We start from the raw sequence: 16804 nt of genomic DNA, 5'->3' as shown, positions 1-16804 counted from the left end.
ATAGCTCGGCGGTGAAGCTACTTTAGCTATTGGATAAATGAGCCGTGTTTAACTGTTGATATCAACCAATATGGGTATCTTGATTTTTTTGCTTCCACTCACGCATAAAATGCTTTATCAAAACGAAACTTACAGAACCCACGAAACCAATCAGTGTAAAGAATATTAGAACCAGTAAACGTTTAGATGCATCTTTTATTGTCGGTTCTGTCGGTTGCTGTAGATATTTAAAGGGAACTATATCGATATCATCAATTTTTAATCCGTTCAACTTTTCTATATATAACTTACGATTCAAAAGGTCGGGATCAATTAAAACTGGGTCGGTAATGGATTTCTCAATTTCTAACTTTTTGTTCAATGTGTCTGAACCAATAGTAATCGGGAAGTCTGGGTCATCATTAATCACAGTGCCACTACCATATATAGGCTTTTTAATGCCAGCGGCATTAGCCATATCAATTGCATATTTTAATCGTTCAATTCTAACTTCTTGATTGTTTTTAGCTCTTAATAAATCTAAATTATATTTTTCTGTACTAAGGTTTTTAGCTGTATCAATAGTTCGGTTTATTTTTCGTGTAATATCAGCATCAACGATTTTCTTTACATAATTTATATATCCCAGTAAAAGATTGTGGGCATCATTAGCCGTATCTGCTCTGTGAGATAATTTATAATAACGGTATTCAGATTTATCATCAGATTTATCTTGTTGAGAACCAACAGAGTTAATATCTTGATTGATTATTTTTTCAATTAGATATCTTCTCCGTGCCTCATTTTGTGGATCCTCCTCCATTAACCGCTTAAAATAGTTAGTACTGACCAAATATTCAGCACGCATATCTCGAGAGTCAAAATTTTGCTTAAACGTGGATAATAAATAATCCGAATCAATATCTATTGCAATATCTAATGCCGCTAAATCAGTGGTTATTTTATCTAGAACTTGAATTGATTCATCACTTGGTTTGACTACAATAGCAGTACTTGTCCATTGGTTAGGAAGCGTATAAGCTACAGTAAAACCGGCCGCTATAAATAAAAGAGTAACTATTATTATTTTAAATTTAGAATTTAAAATAACTGTAATCAATTCAAAGAAGTTAATATCATCCTTTTGCGGAGATAATGTAGAGAAGTCATAATATTGACTTTTTATCGGCGCAGTATCATTTTTATTACTATTATCACTCATATTTAAAATATCCAATCTATTAAAAATAAAGAAAACTAAATATATTCTCCTCAGAAAATCATGAGGTTATTACTACTGCGTATATCGACTAAGATAACAATACTTTATGGTAGGTAATAAAAATGTTACCCGATAGGACAAAAGTCGCTAAAATTTAAATGTTATCAGTAAAGTTATCACCGATGATCACCTTTTCAAGGTGTTGAACTTTTGAAGATATATTTATGTCGTTTTCAGGCATAGACCAGTGTGGCATCTCCTTAGCGGTATCGAGAACAAATGGGCCTTGCTTCCATTCAAAAATAAATGCTTTGCTTGAGATACAAACCAAGGTATGAAATATATTGGGTGGAAGCTGCACGGCAAAAACTTTATGTTTATCACCTAATAAATAGATTTCTGTTACTGTCCCTTGTTCTGAAAAGAGTATTAGTTTTACTTCTCCCTCAACAACATGGAAAAACTCCCATTGATGAGATTGTGTATGTTTGTGCGGTGGAATGTATGTTCCATGCAGTAAAGCAATAGCAATCCTTTGTACTGGGTCCTGATAATCATTATGAATATTGAAATGATCACGTCGACGCGGGGATGTAGCAGCTTTACTATATAAATCAATTTTAAATTTTTCGTCAAAAAGGAACACTTAACCTCCGCGATAAGAAATTAATATTTTTTCCAAACGACACGATTAATATAATCAACATAGCTGTGTATTATACGCACAACTTTATCCGAAACATTGGGCATAGAATAGTCGCTCACTGGTCGTAGTAAACGATGTTCACCAGTTGGCTGGCTTTCCAAAATAGACAATGACTGCATAACTCTTTCAACACTTAAACCAGTCATAATTACCGAAGCTTCTTCCATTCCCTCTGGCCTTTCATGTGCTTCACGAATATTTAATGCTGGAAAGTTAAGAATAGATGATTCTTCCGTAATGGTGCCACTATCCGAAAGTACCACTTTGGCTTCAAGTTGTAATTTAATATAATCAATAAAGCCTAAAGGTTTTAGAAGTTGAATATTGGGATGAAAAGTAAGATTGTTTTCTTCTATACGTTTCCGAGTTCGAGGATGTGTTGAAACGATAACCGGAAAATTATATTTCTCTGCAATCTTATTTAAGATATCTGCTAATTTTTTAATGTTGCTTGGGCTGTCTACATTCTCTTCGCGATGAGCACTGACAATAAAAAATTTACCAGGTTCGAGTTTAATTCGGGTAAGTACATCTGATTTATGAATTTTATCAATATGCTGATTAATAACTTCAAACATTGGACTGCCAGTTTTTATTACACGATCTGGACTTAAGCCTTCAGAAATAAGATACTCACGAGCAATATCTGAATAGGTTAAGTTGACATCTGAAATATGATCAACGATCTTTCTATTAATTTCCTCTGGAACTCTCTGGTCAAAGCATCTATTGCCTGCTTCCATATGAAAAACAGGTATCTTTCTTCTTTTGGCAGGCAATGCAGCTAAGCAACTGTTGGTATCACCCAGCACTAACATAGCATCGGGATTTATTTTAGAAAGTAGTTCATCCACTTTAATAATAATATTACCAATCGTGGTTGCTGCATTATCACCAGCTGCATTAAGAAAATAATCTGGTTTTCTAACACCAAGATCATTAAAGAAAATTTCATTTAATTCAAAATCGTAATTTTGACCCGTATGAACAATGATATGCTCACAATGTACATCAAGCTTCTTAAGGACTGCTGAGAGTCTGATAATTTCAGGTCGTGTCCCAACAACACTAAGCACGCATAATTTATTTTTCATATGACATATCCCAAGCTACTGTGTCAGGTTTATTACGATCAAAAATTTCATTTGCCCACAACATTACAATGAGTTCATCAGAACCTATATTTTTGATGTTATGTGCCCAACCCGGTATTGTTTCAACAATTTCAATATTGGCAGCGTTTTTTTCAAACTCAATAACTTCATGGGTTATAATATGTTCAAACCTAAATAGTGCCTTGCCAGATACAACAATGAATTTTTCATTCTTAGTATGATGGTAATGTCCACCGCGAGTTATGCCTGGTTTAGCGGTAAAAAATGAAAATTGGCCATAAGCTGGTGTTTTCAGCAACTCAGCAAAACTACCTCGGGGGTCTTCATATACCGGAACGGAATATGAAAATTTTTCAGGGGGTAAATAACTAAGATAAGTAGCATAAAGGGCACGGCTAATACCTTCACCCACCGAATCTATAGTTAAATCATTGCGTGAAGATTTAAACCCTATTATTTTATCCGCCAAATCTTGGAGTGATATTTTATATTTAACTGGAATATCATAAAAAATATCATTGTTATTTTTAATATCCAGATGGCTAACAAATGCCTCAATAACATCATCGATATAAACAATCTCTAGGTTAAATGAAGGATTGTCGATGGTTAATGGTATATCATTAATAACATTATGACAAAAAGTAGCAACTACTGAATTATAATTTGGTCGACACCATTTACCAAAAACCCCATGTAAACGGTAGATAGATGCATTAATATTTGATTTTGCCACTGCCTCCTGAATTATTATTTCAGCATTTAATTTGCTTTTTCCGTAGGCATTATCTTTTTCAGCTTGTATTGATGATGCATAAATCAGTGAGGCTTTAGGATTTCTCTCAGCAATAATTTTGACTAGAGTTTCTGTAAAATCAGTATTTCCACTAACAAACTCATCATCAGTTAATGGCCTATTAACGCCAGCTAAGTGATAAATTACATCTACGGCTATGACTTTATTGGTAAGCTCAGATATATCATCTTCATGTGTAAACGTTAGCACTATGAGACCACGTTCTTTAAGCGCCACACTCAGGTTTTTACCTATAAAACCATTAGAGCCAGTGATTAGTACTTTACGCATAATTAATACTCCGGCTGTACAGTATTACCACTAACTATTTCCCGCATAAACTTCAGTTTTAGTAGTAATTTCTTTGTATCTTCAAGATTTAGTCTCGTTGTGTTATGAGAGTTATAATCAGCAATTTCAGTTATTTTCTTCTCACCATTCTCAAAGAATTTACCATAATTTAAATCACGGTTATCTGCGGGAATACGGTAATAGTTTCCTTGATCCTCTGCATGAAGCATCTCTTCTCGGGTCAACAATGTTTCGTAGAGTTTCTCTCCGTGGCGCGTTCCGATTATATTTATCGGATGCTCAGGTTTACTCATAAGTTCAGTAATAGCTTTTGCTAAAATTTCAATTGTTGCTGCCGGTGCTTTTTGAACAAAAATATCACCATTTGAGCCATGGGTAAAAGCATGGATAACCAGATCAACGGCATCTTCAAGAGTCATCATAAAGCGTGTCATTTCAAGATCAGTTACACTGACAGACTCATTTTTTAAAATCTGATTAACAAAAAGCGGGATAACAGAACCACGTGATGCCATCACATTTCCGTATCGAGTACCACAAACAACTGTGTTAGAGGAAGATAAATTACGGGATTTTGCCACCATAATTTTTTCCATCATGGCTTTAGAAATACCCATTGCATTAATAGGATAAACTGCTTTATCTGTACTTAAACAAACAACACGTTTAACGTTATGATTTATTGCGGATTCAATAACGTTTTCAGTCCCCAAGACATTTGTCTTAACTGCTTCAAGAGGATAAAACTCGCAAGAAGGGACTTGTTTTAAAGCCGCTGCATGGAAAATATAGTCTACACCACGCATTGCGTTAGAAATGCTCTGGTAATCTCTAACGTCACCTATATAAAACTTCAATTTATCATTTTTGTACTTCTTACGCATATCATCTTGTTTTTTCTCATCACGACTAAAGATTCGAATTTCAGAGATACTCGTTTCCAGAAAACGATCGAGGACAGCGTTGCCAAATGAGCCTGTCCCACCGGTAATAAGTAATGTTTTTGAATTGAACATTTTTAACCTTGATTATTGATAATTTCATCAGCAGCAGCAGCAACTGTGAATTTTGCATGTAATAGACGGTTTGAATTAATTCCTAACTGTTTTCTTAATAAAGCATTTTCAAGAAGAGTCAGTGCATTGTGATAAAGAATATCGTCTTCACCATTAATAGTAACGAAGCCTGCATTGTATTCTTGTATTATTTCTTGCAGATCGTTTCCTTTGTTTACACTTCCTAAGATAGGTATACTATTAGCCATATAGCCTAGTATTTTCCCAGGAAAGTTATGACTTTTATGATTACGACAAAGAGAGAATAGACCTACATCGACTTCGTGCAAAATAGCTTTGAATTCTTGTTGTGATACCGATGGCAATATAGTGACGTTATTTATTTTATCTTGAATTACCATATCCTTAATAAGTGTGACTTCATCTCCTTGTCCCAGAAAAACAAAATGTGCTTCCGATTTATGCTGAAGGCGTTTGGCAAGTCTCACTAAGTTTTTCATGTCCTGTGCTTTGCCAATATTTCCCCCATAGAAAAATAAAACTTTATTCTCCAGACCTAAGTGTTTTTTGAAGTCTATATTATTTTTCTCTAAATTAGGGCTAACCCAATTAAATAGCAGGCGAGTTTTGTAACGGTCACTAAAGCACTCTTTGAAATACTTAATATTAGCAATAGACTGAATTCCGATAACATCTGCGGAGCTATAATTTAATCTTTCTATAAATCTGAAATATTTAGTGATAGGATTATTGGCTTTTATAATTCCGTTATCTATGATCCACTGAGGAAAGAAATCACGCAAAATTAAATACAAAGAGCACTGAAATCTCTTTTTAAGTTTTATAGCAAACCATCCCCAGAAGATAGATGGTGAATAGCTGATAATTAAGTCAAAGTTTTTATTTTTCAGATGTCTATTTGTGTATAACCATGCTTTAAATGGAAGAAGTGATTCATTTATAGCTCGTTTGATAAGTGAGCAATTTTTTATTGGGCCAAGTTTGAATCTTACAACCTCAACATTATCGATATAATCACTATGATAATTACTTTTTAAATGACTAGATGGTGTTATTACTGTTACTTTATATCCTCGTTGAACTAATTCACAAGCAAGTTCATGCATCATTTTTGCTGCGACTTTTGTACTATCAGGAATATAGTCATCAACAAGTAAAACAATACTTTTTTCTTTAATATCATTTAGCATATAAAATACTCAAATATTTTTCAGCTCGTTCTCTTGCGGATGGAAACCTACTTACGAGTTCTTTTCCATCCAAACATTTTTTATTTATAACTAATGGATTTTCATAGGCTGTAATAATAGTATTGGCAATATCATCGGCTTTTAGCGGATCAAAGTAATAAGCCGAATCTCCACATACCGTTTTTGCAAATGCTCGATTTGAAGTGAAAATAGGTTTTCCCATGTACATCGCTTCTACATAGGAGGCACTAAAACATTCTAATAGTGTAGGCAGGAATAATGCATCACATACTTCGTATAGAGGAGGGCACTGTGCACTACTTACTTTACCCAATGTGATAAGCCGATCTTGATATTTTGTTGGAATATTTTTCTTAAATTCGTCACTGACTGTTAAAATAAATTTAAATCTAGAAGGAAGCTTTTCTACAAGATCAGCAATAATAGCTAAATTTTTATGCGGATAATCATGTGAGATTGTGAGTAGCCAAATATCATCATTTTTAATAGGAAGTCTATTTAGAACTTGGCGATCAAATTTTTTCGGTTCGTAAAATACAGATGAAATTGTGTTTGAAACTGTAAACACATTTTGAGGATTAATTTTAAGACGCTTTCCAATTTTTAGCCTAACATCATCTGTTTCAGTAACAAGTTTAGTTGAGTTATTCTTAAAATAAAAAGGTTGAATAAAACTAAGAATTATAATTTTTATTTTTTCTTTTAATAAAAGCTTGTTAAAAATAACAGATGTATTATAAATTAACCAAGCTTGAGCAAAACCGACTAAATGATTTTTAACCTTAGGTTTCCAGTAACTTGGGCCGAATATAGTAAATACATCTGTTATTTGATATTGTTTTACCAGCTCATCTAATCTTTTTCTTGCTGAGAAGTTGAATATACCTGATGGTGTTGATTCAATCACTTCGCATGATTTTTGTGCTTGGCTGGATAATTGTTCAAAAACCACTGGTGATACCGCAGCAATAAAATTAACTTTTAGTGCAGTAAATTCTTCAATAACTGAAATACCAACTTGGAGTCCCCCTCCAATATATAAGTTACTGGCATTGACTAATAGCATCATTTCTTCCTTTCAATCCAATGTAATTTTACAGCTTGCTCTCGAGCCAATGACGCATTTTCACCTATTATTTTAGAATAGAGAGAATTTCTATAGGGTACATACTGATTTTGGAAATATTCATTTGAGGTGAATCTAATAAAAGCGATTAGTATATAGCAAGAAAATAAAATTGAGAAGGCTACTTTATTAACTATACTTTTATTTATCATTATTAAATAACTAACTAATATTATAAATATTGGGGCGAAATATTCATCAACTCTGGAGGTGATAGTACCATACTTACCAAAATAAACATCAATAATTAGCATTGTTAATATAATTGTTTCTAAACTGGATACAAAATTTAACGGTATTTTTTTATTGGTAAATTCAAAGTAAATGTACTTTTTCTTGATAAAATAAAAAGAAATAATAATGATCTTGACGAGTAAATTATATGTAAATATATTTCCAACACCTGCATTTAAAGTGTAAAGATGAATTTTTTCAAGATAGGGATTATAAGAGAATAATGTTAATGCTTCTAAAATAATTTCTATTGGATATAATCCAACCACGGACATTACTACACCAAACAGCACACTAATTTTCATTAGTCGCTTAAATATTGCATTATCTATAAATGGTAATATTATCAATATTATCGCTGATATATGGAAAGATGAAGCGAGTAAACATAAAGCTATATAATGTTTCTTCTTACCCTTTAAATAGTAACCAAGTGCAATATAGAAAATAGCAACAGCAATGATTTGCCTTAAGGCTTCAATATTAAAACCAAAAGATGAAATAAAATAAATACTTAAACAAAAAAGTGGAAAAGGTGAGTATTTTTTAAAGAACCGATAAAGGATAAATAATATAAATATGCTTATCATGCATACAAAAGACCAAAATCCAAAACCCAAATAACTTATAAATGAGGACAGCAGTTGGTATCCCGGTTCTATTGTTAAAGTATTTGTACTATTACCGTTAAAAGAGTCTCGGTAAAAAAGCCAATCTACCCCGAGTTCATAACGTAATCCAATCACTAAAATAATTAGTAAGAATAAAACATATTTAACAATTAATTTATTTTTAGAAAAAGCAATATCAATATTAGCAATGAGTAATGTTAGTACGGAAAACAAACCATAAATTATCATATTACTCACTTAGTGATTTTAAAATTTTAGATTTGGCTACAAACACTATGACCATTAGAAAGATTATGAGTTTTAAGACTAGTCCCGAAATTAAGTCCATCTCATTTAAATATAATGTTACGGGATAAACTAATAATAACCCAACGCTATAGAAAATAAGATATTTAAATGGAATGATATTATTTCTAGTAATATAAGTAGCTGTTGTATAGTGGAGTGCAGCTAAGAAAAAGTAAGCTACAACGGTAGCCCAAGCAGAACCGGCAATACCGAATTTTGGAATTAAGTAATAATTTAAGATGATATTAATCCCTAATGCTCCCAACGTAGCACAAGAAATAATAACTGTTTTCTTTTTATAAAAAATAAAATTAACATAAACCAAATAGATATGAATTAATGAATTCCCAATAATTATTAATGGTAATATTGGAATGCTATCATAATATTTATCACTAGCGAGAAATACCACCATTTCTTTAGAAAACAACATGCTGAGGGCACAGATTAAGAATATCAATACTGTACTTGCATATGTTGCTTTTTTTATTGCCTCATCATCTCTAATATTGATTAATTTATAAAGCTTGGGTTGCCATGATGAATTCCATGCCATAATAACAACAATAACACACATACCTAAATTATATGCAAAAGAGTAGATACCGGCTGAATAAGTGCCCATTATTTTATTGATAATAAGTCTATCGGCTTGCGATAAAAGTGAATTTGAAAGAACATGTACAATTAAGGGTAACGAAAATATTAGTGCTTCTTTTAGATAGAGAAAATTGAACTTACCACGACTTAGCTTCCATAATATCATTGAAACGTATGTAATAAGGATTATATTGACAATCATCTGAGCATAGATTTTTGACATATATTGATTTGATGTTAAAAAATATGCAAAAGCAAAAATTAGTATCATTTCGCTAATTTTAGCGACTATATTAAAAATGACATAACGTTTACTTTGTCTCGATGCTTGTAGATAACATGTGTATATATATATATATGAAAGCATTACACATATTGATAATACAGATATAAAGTCTTTCTCATTTATGCCAAGAAAGGAGCTGACGGGGGCTCTATATAAAGGTTCTAGTATTATCAATATGATCTGAAATGGGATAATAAAACAAAGAATACTTAATAAATAGCTATCAAAATGTTCACTCGTTATCATGAATCTATTAGTTATTGCATTTTGCAAGTTCAAACTAATAAACACATATAAAATTATTGTTGCTGTATTAATTAGGGAGAGATATCCATATTGTATCGGGTCAAGTAAACGAGAAAGTAGCGGTAGGGAAATAAATAAGAAGCCCTTAACGAATACATCACCAAGAGCATAATTAAAAAAATCTGTTAATGTTTTAGATTTCATTTTTATTTTAGCGATATCAAATAGGATTCAACTTGTTTTTCGTATATCAAATACATATCTGAAGCATTTACATGTTCAAAGTATTTTTTATAATTTTTATTCATCTCGTCTAAGCAATTTTCAAATGAATTATTATTATCGATATCAAAAACCAGTCCGTTTTCGCTAGTTACCAAATCGTCCTTACACCCCACTTTATTACTTACTATGATAGGTAAACCAAAAGTAAGCGCTTCCTCAATTACTAGTCCCCATGGTTCCGACTTAGATGGAAGAACAAAAACATCAGCTGATTTATAAATCTGATTTAGATCTGTATTGTTTATATAACCTAAAAAACTAATATTACTCTTAGATTTTCTTTTTAGGTTATTTGCTTCTGGTCCATCGCCGGCAATAATCAACTTTTCGGGTCTTTCATTAAATATATCTACTAGAAATGACAAGTTTTTCTCTTCAGATAATCTTCCAACATACAGATAGGTTAATGTTGAGTCATCTTTTTTCTTATAAGAATATTTAAAAGGACTCCTTATATAATTAGGAATACCTACACCATGAGTAAATGTTATTTTTCCTTTAAACTCTATTTTTTCTAGTATTTTTTTTTGTAAAACTCCAGAAGGGTAGGCTGAACTCATTCTTTTTAAGAAAAACTTTTTTAATAACCATGCATAACCATCTGTTTTTGTTTCATTTATACTACTTTCAATAACAACAGAATTTTTATCCCTTCTCACTAGAAAAGATAAAAATAATAATTCTTTTATTTCCCAGCCTGGGTAAACAAGTTTCGTGAACTCATCATTTCTTATTGTTTTATATATTTTGATAAGTGTTTTTAATTTATCACGATTTTCAAAATCACCAGTATTTATATACTCACTATTAAACTCATGATTATAATTGTAGAAATCATCATTTCGCATTTTTGATTTTTTTGCGATAAAAATCACTTTGATTCGACAATGCTTAGCCAGTCTATTAAAAAGATTCACTTTATAGAATGCAGGAACATTAGTAATAAAAATAAAATCGTAAGTATTCATTTAACATCCTGCTCAATGATTTCAACCCAGAGCTTTAATACCTGCTCTTTAGTATACTCTTTGATACTGGGTACTGCTTTGGCGGAGTATAGTTCTCTTAAGCTTTCATCATCCATAAGCTTTTTAATTGCTATTGATAATTCCTCACTGCTTTCCGCTTTAACTAAAATTCCATTATCTTTGCTAAGTATTGACTTCGGTCCTGCTGGACAATTAAAACTTATACAAGGTAGACCGTATGAAAGGGCTTCAATAAGGACCATGCCCAAGCCTTCATAGCGTGATGATAAAACGAATACCTTAGCTTGTTCGTAATGCTTTCCTATATTATCAGTGAATGGGGCTAGCACTACGTTACTTAATTTATTATCGTTAATGAATTTTTCAAGTAGAGGTTTATCTGGCCCATCCCCAACTATTATCAAAGACCAGCCTTCAGTTGATATTTTAGACCAGGCTGAAAGCAAGAGGTCGAACCCTTTTTGCTCGACAAAACGCCCTATAGCTAACACATTATTTTCTTTCTTTAATGATTTTTTTTCTGGTATTTCAACAATGTTTGGAATTATTTTATGTTTATGCGAGGGAAGCCAAGAGTATTTCTTTGCATCTTCATTAGTTAAAGTAACAACTGCTGATATTTTTTTATAAATAATTTTTCGAATATATTTTAAAATTGGATTGATAACGTCATATTCAAAATGTTCAATAGCAATGATGTGTTTGCTACCGGATAATTTTGCTAATAGTGACATTTTTGTATCACATGATATGACAATGTCATTGTGTCCAATTGATTTTTCTAGCGACTTCTTTTTTTTATTTATATATCTTAAATCAAATAACATGCCTTCAATAAGTTTTTTTTTCCTATTATACATGCTTTCTTCATATTCATTTTTCAGAATATGAATGTTAACCTTTTTCGATGGTTGAAAATATAATTCGGAGTTTGTTTTATATAAACTAATTATTTCAACATCATAATTATCTGAAAGTGCATTAGCTAAAGAAACAGATACCCTCTCTATTCCTCCTCTGGATGAAATATCTCCTAATAAAATCTTGATTGCTATCTTTTTATTTATTGGAGATGAAGAATTTTTGGAAAACTCGCTCACTGCTATTTTCATCCTTATAAAAATTAATTACATTGTTAACCATATTACGCTGCTCCTGATAATCATCTTGTCCATCGAGCAATTTTTTCAATTCATCTTGCAAGGAATACTGACTGAAGGTGTGAGCTCCTGGCATCCAAAATTTAACGGGTTCAAGTGTAAAACCACCTCTTGAGTTCCCATATGCATCAATGTCGGGGACAAGAAAACAAATAGGCCGATCGAGCAGCATATAATCGAAATAGATAGAGGAATAATCCGTAACTAAAATATCCATCTTGTTTAGCAAGTGATTGATATCTAGATTTATTTCATGTAAGGTCTCTGTCTTTATTATTGTTATATTATTGGTCAATTCAGTTGAAATAAATGTTTTTTCTTCGAAAGGATGAAGTTTAATAAAAAGTTCTGCATTATTTTCATCAAGGAAAGTATCCAGAGCTTCTATGTTAAAGTCAGTGACACGTAAAAAGTTATTTTCTTTAATTGCACTGCCATCCGAGTACTGCAATGCTGTTTGATTCTCTCGAAAGGTTGGAGCATATATTATTTTCTTTTTATTAATTCTGGATTTTTTATCTGTAACATCTATCGGTCGACTTTGAAATAAAAAATCATTTCTAGGTTGCCCTGTTATATATACATTATTTGCTTTCTCTCTGAAACAGGCTGAAATTATAGAACGCATGATCTCGGATGTAGCTATTCTATTTGCAGAGTAGTCTTCCATACCTACGTTATCAAACTCACCTAGATAGCATATTTTTTTCAGAGGCATTCCATGCCATAAACTAATATATATCTGTGAAGCTGCTTTAGTTCCAATCATTTCATTATGGGTTGTAATAATGTATTTACTAGTAAAATAATGGTAGAGAGACTTAAACGTGCCTGTTTTAATTATATTAATATTGAGATCATTAGCTTTACAGTCGCTTTCGACGAGCCAAATTATTTTGTAATCATTGTGATTTTTACTTATAAATTCACTTAGTGCTTTAGCATTCCCTGAGATATCTGGTCGACTCTTAAATATTATTTTTTTATTGTTTTTAGGTATGATTCTACTTATAGCACTAATTACTTTTTTTATAATTCTAGCGGCTTTTTTTTTACTTATCATTTGGGCATTGACCTTACAACTTCGATAATTTCAGTGGTAGATATTGATGGTGTTCTTGGTAAGTAAATGACGTCACAGGCTTCTTTCACCCAGTCAAAACGCCCGACCCAATCATCGCCCATGACTAAAATTGCTGCATTATATTGCTTGATGTAATCTAGTTTTAGCTCTAGAGATTCCTCAATGAATACTTCATCAACAAATCGTAATGAGCTAATAATTTTTACTCGATCATTTTGGCAATAAATAGGATATCTTTTCTTTTTGCTAAAGTTTAACTCATCTGATGAAACACCAACAATAAGTTTATCTCCATAAGATGCCGCACGTTCCAATATATTTATATGACCTACATGGAAAACATCAAATGTTCCAAATGTAATTATTGTTTTCATGGTTAATCCAAATTATATATTCTTAAAATTTAAGTTTAATTGACATGTCTTAGTTGAAATATTTACTATAACAATGACTAAAACCAAAATTAACAATTATAATTTATAATGGTTAATTTTGGTATTTTGAATACTAACAATGTTCTTGCAGGGTGATTATTTAATAAAATGCCATGAAGAGTTTGGAGTTTGATTATTTTAAATCCAATTTCCCCCTTGATGCAGTTCAGAGATTCAATGGTTTTATTTTAATCGATTATTTATCTTTTTCCTATTACGGACTAAAAGTGTTAATATTTATCTGTATATTAATTATCTAATTATTGTATTTTTTAGTAAAGCTCAACTCTTCTTTTATTAATGAGAAACAACTTGTTTTATTAACATGATATGATTTACAAATAGTAATTATTGAATAGGAATAAATCATAAAAGAAGAACAACTAAAAAACCAATGTCTTAATGGATAAATATACTTAGAGGGATGTTCTGGTCTATTTGTACTCTACCTCTAACGCAATTATCCACGCTACCGCCCTTGGCTTACAGCTGCCAACGCACTGATATTGCGCTCTTATCTTAGTGGCTAATTGCGGGCGTTTCTACACAATTTCCATTTAGCTTAAGGGGCGTCATATTTTGACTCAACAACCCAGATTTTTGTGTTATAACAATCCCACATATTTCAGTTATTTTCGTATTTATACTCTAGAATTACAAGCGAAACGTGATAATTAGTTTAGTGTTATTTATTTGAGTGGCGGCACATATGTGGTGTGGGCGACTTCCCCATCATTCTTTTCCCACCATTTTGTTGCGTATATCTGATGATGAGTAGATTTGTGTGTCTAAGGCTGATTCGTGAGCTGCCAATAAAACTTAACTAATTGTTATGTATTAAGATTTTATGATGAGATGTTATGTGGTCTTATTGAGTCTTCTGTAAAAGTATCATTAAATTATTACCGCAGTTCTTTCATTTTAAAATTTAGATTTTTGTTAAAATTGGTGTTGTTAAACAACAAAGCACTGTGGTCATCAATGTTTCTGATTATGGCGGGGGTCTTCGACTTTACAGCTTATCTTGAAGCATTCGACCATACGCCATTTGATGGCATTTTTGACAGTGACTTTTGCTTTTTATACCAGTTTGATACCCGCAATTTTTACTAATTAGCCGGATAATTGCTGGTTTTTATTCGGCTGGCTCTCTATAATCTCGCGCAACCTTTTTTCCCCTTTCTGAATCATGGCAAGCCACTTCTATACTGGCTGGGATTACACTTTATGAGCGAAAAATACGTCGTTACTTGGGATATGTTGCAAATTCATGCCCGCAAATTGGCACAGCGTTTACTGCCTGCTGAACAATGGAAAGGTATCATCGCGGTTAGCCGTGGTGGGTTAGTGCCGGCGGGTATTCTGGCGCGCGAGCTGGGTATTCGTTATGTCGATACCGTTTGCATCGCCAGCTATCACCATGATAACCAAGGTGAGCTTAAAGTTTTGAAGCGCGCAGAAGGCGACGGTGAAGGCTTTATCGTGATTGATGACTTGGTTGATACTGGCGGTACGGCGAAAGCTATCCGTGAAATGTATCCTAAAGCACATTTTGTGACCATCTTTGCCAAGCCAGCGGGTCGTCCACTAGTCGATGACTATGTGATTGATATTCCTCAAGGTACCTGGATTGAGCAGCCGTGGGATATGGCGGTAACTTTCGTCGCGCCTTTGAGCGGCAAATAATTTAGTGTAATTTAAATGCCCGGTGCCTACCGGGCGTTTCATTTTCCGCGCAGTATGAGTACACTGACCCCATCTGACCAGCCCTTAACGGGCCTGAATCACGGCTTATGGAGGCTATTGTTACTATGGCACAAGCCAACCTTTCTGAAATTCTGTTCAAACCAAAATTCAAGCATCCTGAAACCTCTACTTTAGTGCGGCATGCTCACTGCAATAATGCGGTGACGGTTCACTCGGCACTGGATGGCGATACTACCCATCATTGGTACCGCATGATTAACCGCCTTATCTGGACTTGGCGTGGTGTTGATCCTCTGGAAATCGAAGAGGTATTATCACGGATTGCCTGCTCGAAAGCGGAACACAGCGATAATGACTTGCTGGATACCGTGGTGGGTTATCGTAACGGTAATTGGATTTATGAATGGGCCCATCAGGGGATGCAGTGGCAGCAAAAAGCCATGGATGAAGCGGATCCAATGAATGCCGGCCAGTATTGGCTAAATGCGGCTAATTTATACAGCATCGCCGGTTATCCACATTTGAAAGGTGATGAGTTGGCCGAGCAAGTCGAGGTGCTGTCTAACCGCGCTTATGAAGCCGCCGCCAAGCATCTGCCTTACACTTTGAAAGAGCTTAGTTTTGATATTTCAGATGGCGGGACTCTTAATGGGTTCCTGCATCTGCCGACCATCGGCAGCGCACCATTCCCGACGGTACTGATGTGCGGCGGGCTGGATACATTGCAAAGTGATTATTATCGCCTGTTCCGCGACTATCTGGCTCCCAAAGGGATTGCGATGTTGACCATCGACATGCCATCCGTCGGGGCTTCGTCAAAGTGGAAACTTACTCAAGACACCAGTTTCCTGCATCAGCAAGTGTTGCAAGCATTGCCAAAAGTTCCTTGGATTGATCACCAGCGCGTCAGTGTTTTTGGTTTCCGTTTTGGTGCCAATGTGGCGGTTCGTTTGGGGTATTTAGAACCGCAACGTGTGCGTGCTGTGGCGTGCCTCGGCCCGATTGTGCACCATCTTCTGTGTAATGCCGATAGTCAGCGCAAAATGCCCGACATGTATATGGATGTGATGGCTAGCCGCTTGGGAATGGCAGATGCTGCGGATGAAATACTCAGAGCAGAAATGAACCGCTATTCTTTGAAAACGCAGGGGTTATTGGGGCGACGCTGTCAAACACCAATGTTGGCAGGCTTTTGGGAAAATGACCCTTTCAGTCCGAAAGAGGAAGCTAAACTGATTTGTTCTTCTTCCGCTGATGGCAAATTATTACCCATATCATCAACACCACTATATGACAATTTCCATCGTGCATTATTGCAAACCAGTCAGTGGTTAGAAGATAAAATGCGTTAATGA

General features: G+C 33.7%; 15 protein-coding genes. 2 read left to right on the top strand and 13 right to left on the bottom strand.

Annotation, left to right across the window (positions count from 1 at the left end; genetic code table 11):
* Positions 1-61: 61 nt before the first annotated feature.
* The 13 genes from wzz(fepE) to OP863_RS14735 all read right to left on the bottom strand — a co-directional run bounded on the left by wzz(fepE) (position 62) and on the right by OP863_RS14735 (position 13682).
* Positions 62-1201, bottom strand: a complete 1140-nt coding sequence (wzz(fepE), locus tag OP863_RS14795) for an LPS O-antigen length regulator Wzz(fepE) (RefSeq protein WP_265525468.1) — start codon at positions 1199-1201, stop codon at positions 62-64.
* A 154-nt stretch (positions 1202-1355) separates the two neighbouring features.
* Positions 1356-1847, bottom strand: coding sequence for a WbuC family cupin fold metalloprotein (locus tag OP863_RS14790; protein WP_050291399.1), 492 nt, complete (start codon positions 1845-1847; stop codon positions 1356-1358).
* Positions 1848-1867: 20 nt separating this feature from the next.
* Positions 1868-3001, bottom strand: a complete 1134-nt coding sequence (gene wecB / locus OP863_RS14785) for a non-hydrolyzing UDP-N-acetylglucosamine 2-epimerase (protein WP_038631380.1) — start codon at positions 2999-3001, stop codon at positions 1868-1870.
* Positions 2991-4109: a UDP-2-acetamido-2,6-beta-L-arabino-hexul-4-ose reductase gene (gene wbjC, locus OP863_RS14780; RefSeq protein ID WP_265525467.1), complete on the bottom strand. Its 1119-nt coding sequence runs from the start codon at positions 4107-4109 to the stop codon at positions 2991-2993. The genes wecB and wbjC overlap by 11 nt, the downstream gene beginning before the upstream one ends.
* Positions 4110-4111: 2 nt before the next feature.
* Positions 4112-5146: a polysaccharide biosynthesis protein gene (locus OP863_RS14775; protein WP_038631383.1), complete on the bottom strand. Its 1035-nt coding sequence runs from the start codon at positions 5144-5146 to the stop codon at positions 4112-4114.
* Positions 5147-5148: 2 nt separating this feature from the next.
* The gene (locus tag OP863_RS14770) at positions 5149-6357 is read right to left on the bottom strand and encodes a glycosyltransferase family 4 protein (RefSeq protein WP_265525466.1); all 1209 of its coding nucleotides are present in this window, start codon (positions 6355-6357) and stop codon (positions 5149-5151) included.
* Positions 6347-7447, bottom strand: a complete 1101-nt coding sequence (locus OP863_RS14765; RefSeq protein WP_265525465.1) for a glycosyltransferase — start codon at positions 7445-7447, stop codon at positions 6347-6349. The genes OP863_RS14770 and OP863_RS14765 overlap by 11 nt, the downstream gene beginning before the upstream one ends.
* A complete protein-coding gene (locus OP863_RS14760) occupies positions 7444-8598 on the bottom strand; it encodes an EpsG family protein (RefSeq protein WP_265525464.1) in 1155 nt (384 codons plus the stop codon). The genes OP863_RS14765 and OP863_RS14760 overlap by 4 nt, the downstream gene beginning before the upstream one ends.
* 1 nt (position 8599) lies before the next feature.
* Complete coding sequence (locus tag OP863_RS14755) at positions 8600-9994, bottom strand: oligosaccharide flippase family protein (protein WP_038631394.1); 1395 nt, start codon at positions 9992-9994, stop codon at positions 8600-8602.
* Positions 9995-9996: 2 nt separating this feature from the next.
* Positions 9997-11043: a glycosyltransferase family 4 protein gene (locus tag OP863_RS14750; protein WP_038631396.1), complete on the bottom strand. Its 1047-nt coding sequence runs from the start codon at positions 11041-11043 to the stop codon at positions 9997-9999.
* Entirely contained in the window at positions 11040-12164 is a 1125-nt protein-coding gene (locus OP863_RS14745; RefSeq protein ID WP_265525463.1) for a glycosyltransferase family 4 protein, read from the bottom strand. Before OP863_RS14745 ends, OP863_RS14750 begins: the two co-directional genes overlap by 4 nt.
* On the bottom strand, positions 12124-13287 hold the full coding sequence (locus tag OP863_RS14740) for a CDP-glycerol glycerophosphotransferase family protein (RefSeq protein WP_265525462.1): 1164 nt from the start codon (positions 13285-13287) through the stop codon (positions 12124-12126). The genes OP863_RS14745 and OP863_RS14740 overlap by 41 nt, the downstream gene beginning before the upstream one ends.
* On the bottom strand, positions 13284-13682 hold the full coding sequence (locus OP863_RS14735; protein WP_038631400.1) for an adenylyltransferase/cytidyltransferase family protein: 399 nt from the start codon (positions 13680-13682) through the stop codon (positions 13284-13286). The genes OP863_RS14740 and OP863_RS14735 overlap by 4 nt, the downstream gene beginning before the upstream one ends.
* A 1287-nt stretch (positions 13683-14969) precedes the next feature.
* On the opposite strand from OP863_RS14735, the gene gpt reads away from it, so the two are divergent.
* Both gpt and frsA read left to right on the top strand, forming a co-directional pair.
* Positions 14970-15428 (top strand): xanthine phosphoribosyltransferase, encoded by a 459-nt coding sequence (gene gpt, locus OP863_RS14730; protein WP_038631403.1) that lies wholly within the window; start codon positions 14970-14972, stop codon positions 15426-15428.
* 125 nt (positions 15429-15553) lie between these two features.
* A complete protein-coding gene (gene frsA, locus OP863_RS14725; protein ID WP_145510232.1) occupies positions 15554-16801 on the top strand; it encodes an esterase FrsA in 1248 nt (415 codons plus the stop codon).
* The last annotated feature ends 3 nt before the right edge of the window (positions 16802-16804 follow it).

This window comes from Yersinia sp. SCPM-O-B-9106 (C-191), assembly GCF_026183365.1.
GTDB classification, from domain to species: domain Bacteria; phylum Pseudomonadota; class Gammaproteobacteria; order Enterobacterales; family Enterobacteriaceae; genus Yersinia; species Yersinia rochesterensis.
Note: the sequence above shows the minus strand (reverse complement) of the source record. Positions and strands in the feature narration are given on the sequence as shown.

Excerpts from the sequence above, each read along its gene's own strand:
- wecB (WP_038631380.1), bottom strand. The coding sequence starts at position 3,001 with ATGAAAAATAAATTATGCGTGCTTAGTGTTGTTGGGACACGACCTGAA.
- wbjC (WP_265525467.1), bottom strand. The coding sequence starts at position 4,109 with ATGCGTAAAGTACTAATCACTGGCTCTAATGGTTTTATAGGTAAAAAC.
- OP863_RS14775 (WP_038631383.1), bottom strand. The coding sequence starts at position 5,146 with ATGTTCAATTCAAAAACATTACTTATTACCGGTGGGACAGGCTCATTT.
- OP863_RS14770 (WP_265525466.1), bottom strand. The coding sequence starts at position 6,357 with ATGCTAAATGATATTAAAGAAAAAAGTATTGTTTTACTTGTTGATGAC.
- OP863_RS14765 (WP_265525465.1), bottom strand. The coding sequence starts at position 7,447 with ATGATGCTATTAGTCAATGCCAGTAACTTATATATTGGAGGGGGACTC.
- OP863_RS14760 (WP_265525464.1), bottom strand. The coding sequence starts at position 8,598 with ATGATAATTTATGGTTTGTTTTCCGTACTAACATTACTCATTGCTAAT.
- OP863_RS14755 (WP_038631394.1), bottom strand. The coding sequence starts at position 9,994 with ATGAAATCTAAAACATTAACAGATTTTTTTAATTATGCTCTTGGTGAT.
- OP863_RS14750 (WP_038631396.1), bottom strand. The coding sequence starts at position 11,043 with ATGAATACTTACGATTTTATTTTTATTACTAATGTTCCTGCATTCTAT.
- OP863_RS14740 (WP_265525462.1), bottom strand. The coding sequence starts at position 13,287 with ATGATAAGTAAAAAAAAAGCCGCTAGAATTATAAAAAAAGTAATTAGT.
- OP863_RS14735 (WP_038631400.1), bottom strand. The coding sequence starts at position 13,682 with ATGAAAACAATAATTACATTTGGAACATTTGATGTTTTCCATGTAGGT.
- gpt (WP_038631403.1), top strand. The coding sequence starts at position 14,970 with ATGAGCGAAAAATACGTCGTTACTTGGGATATGTTGCAAATTCATGCC.
- frsA (WP_145510232.1), top strand. The coding sequence starts at position 15,554 with ATGGCACAAGCCAACCTTTCTGAAATTCTGTTCAAACCAAAATTCAAG.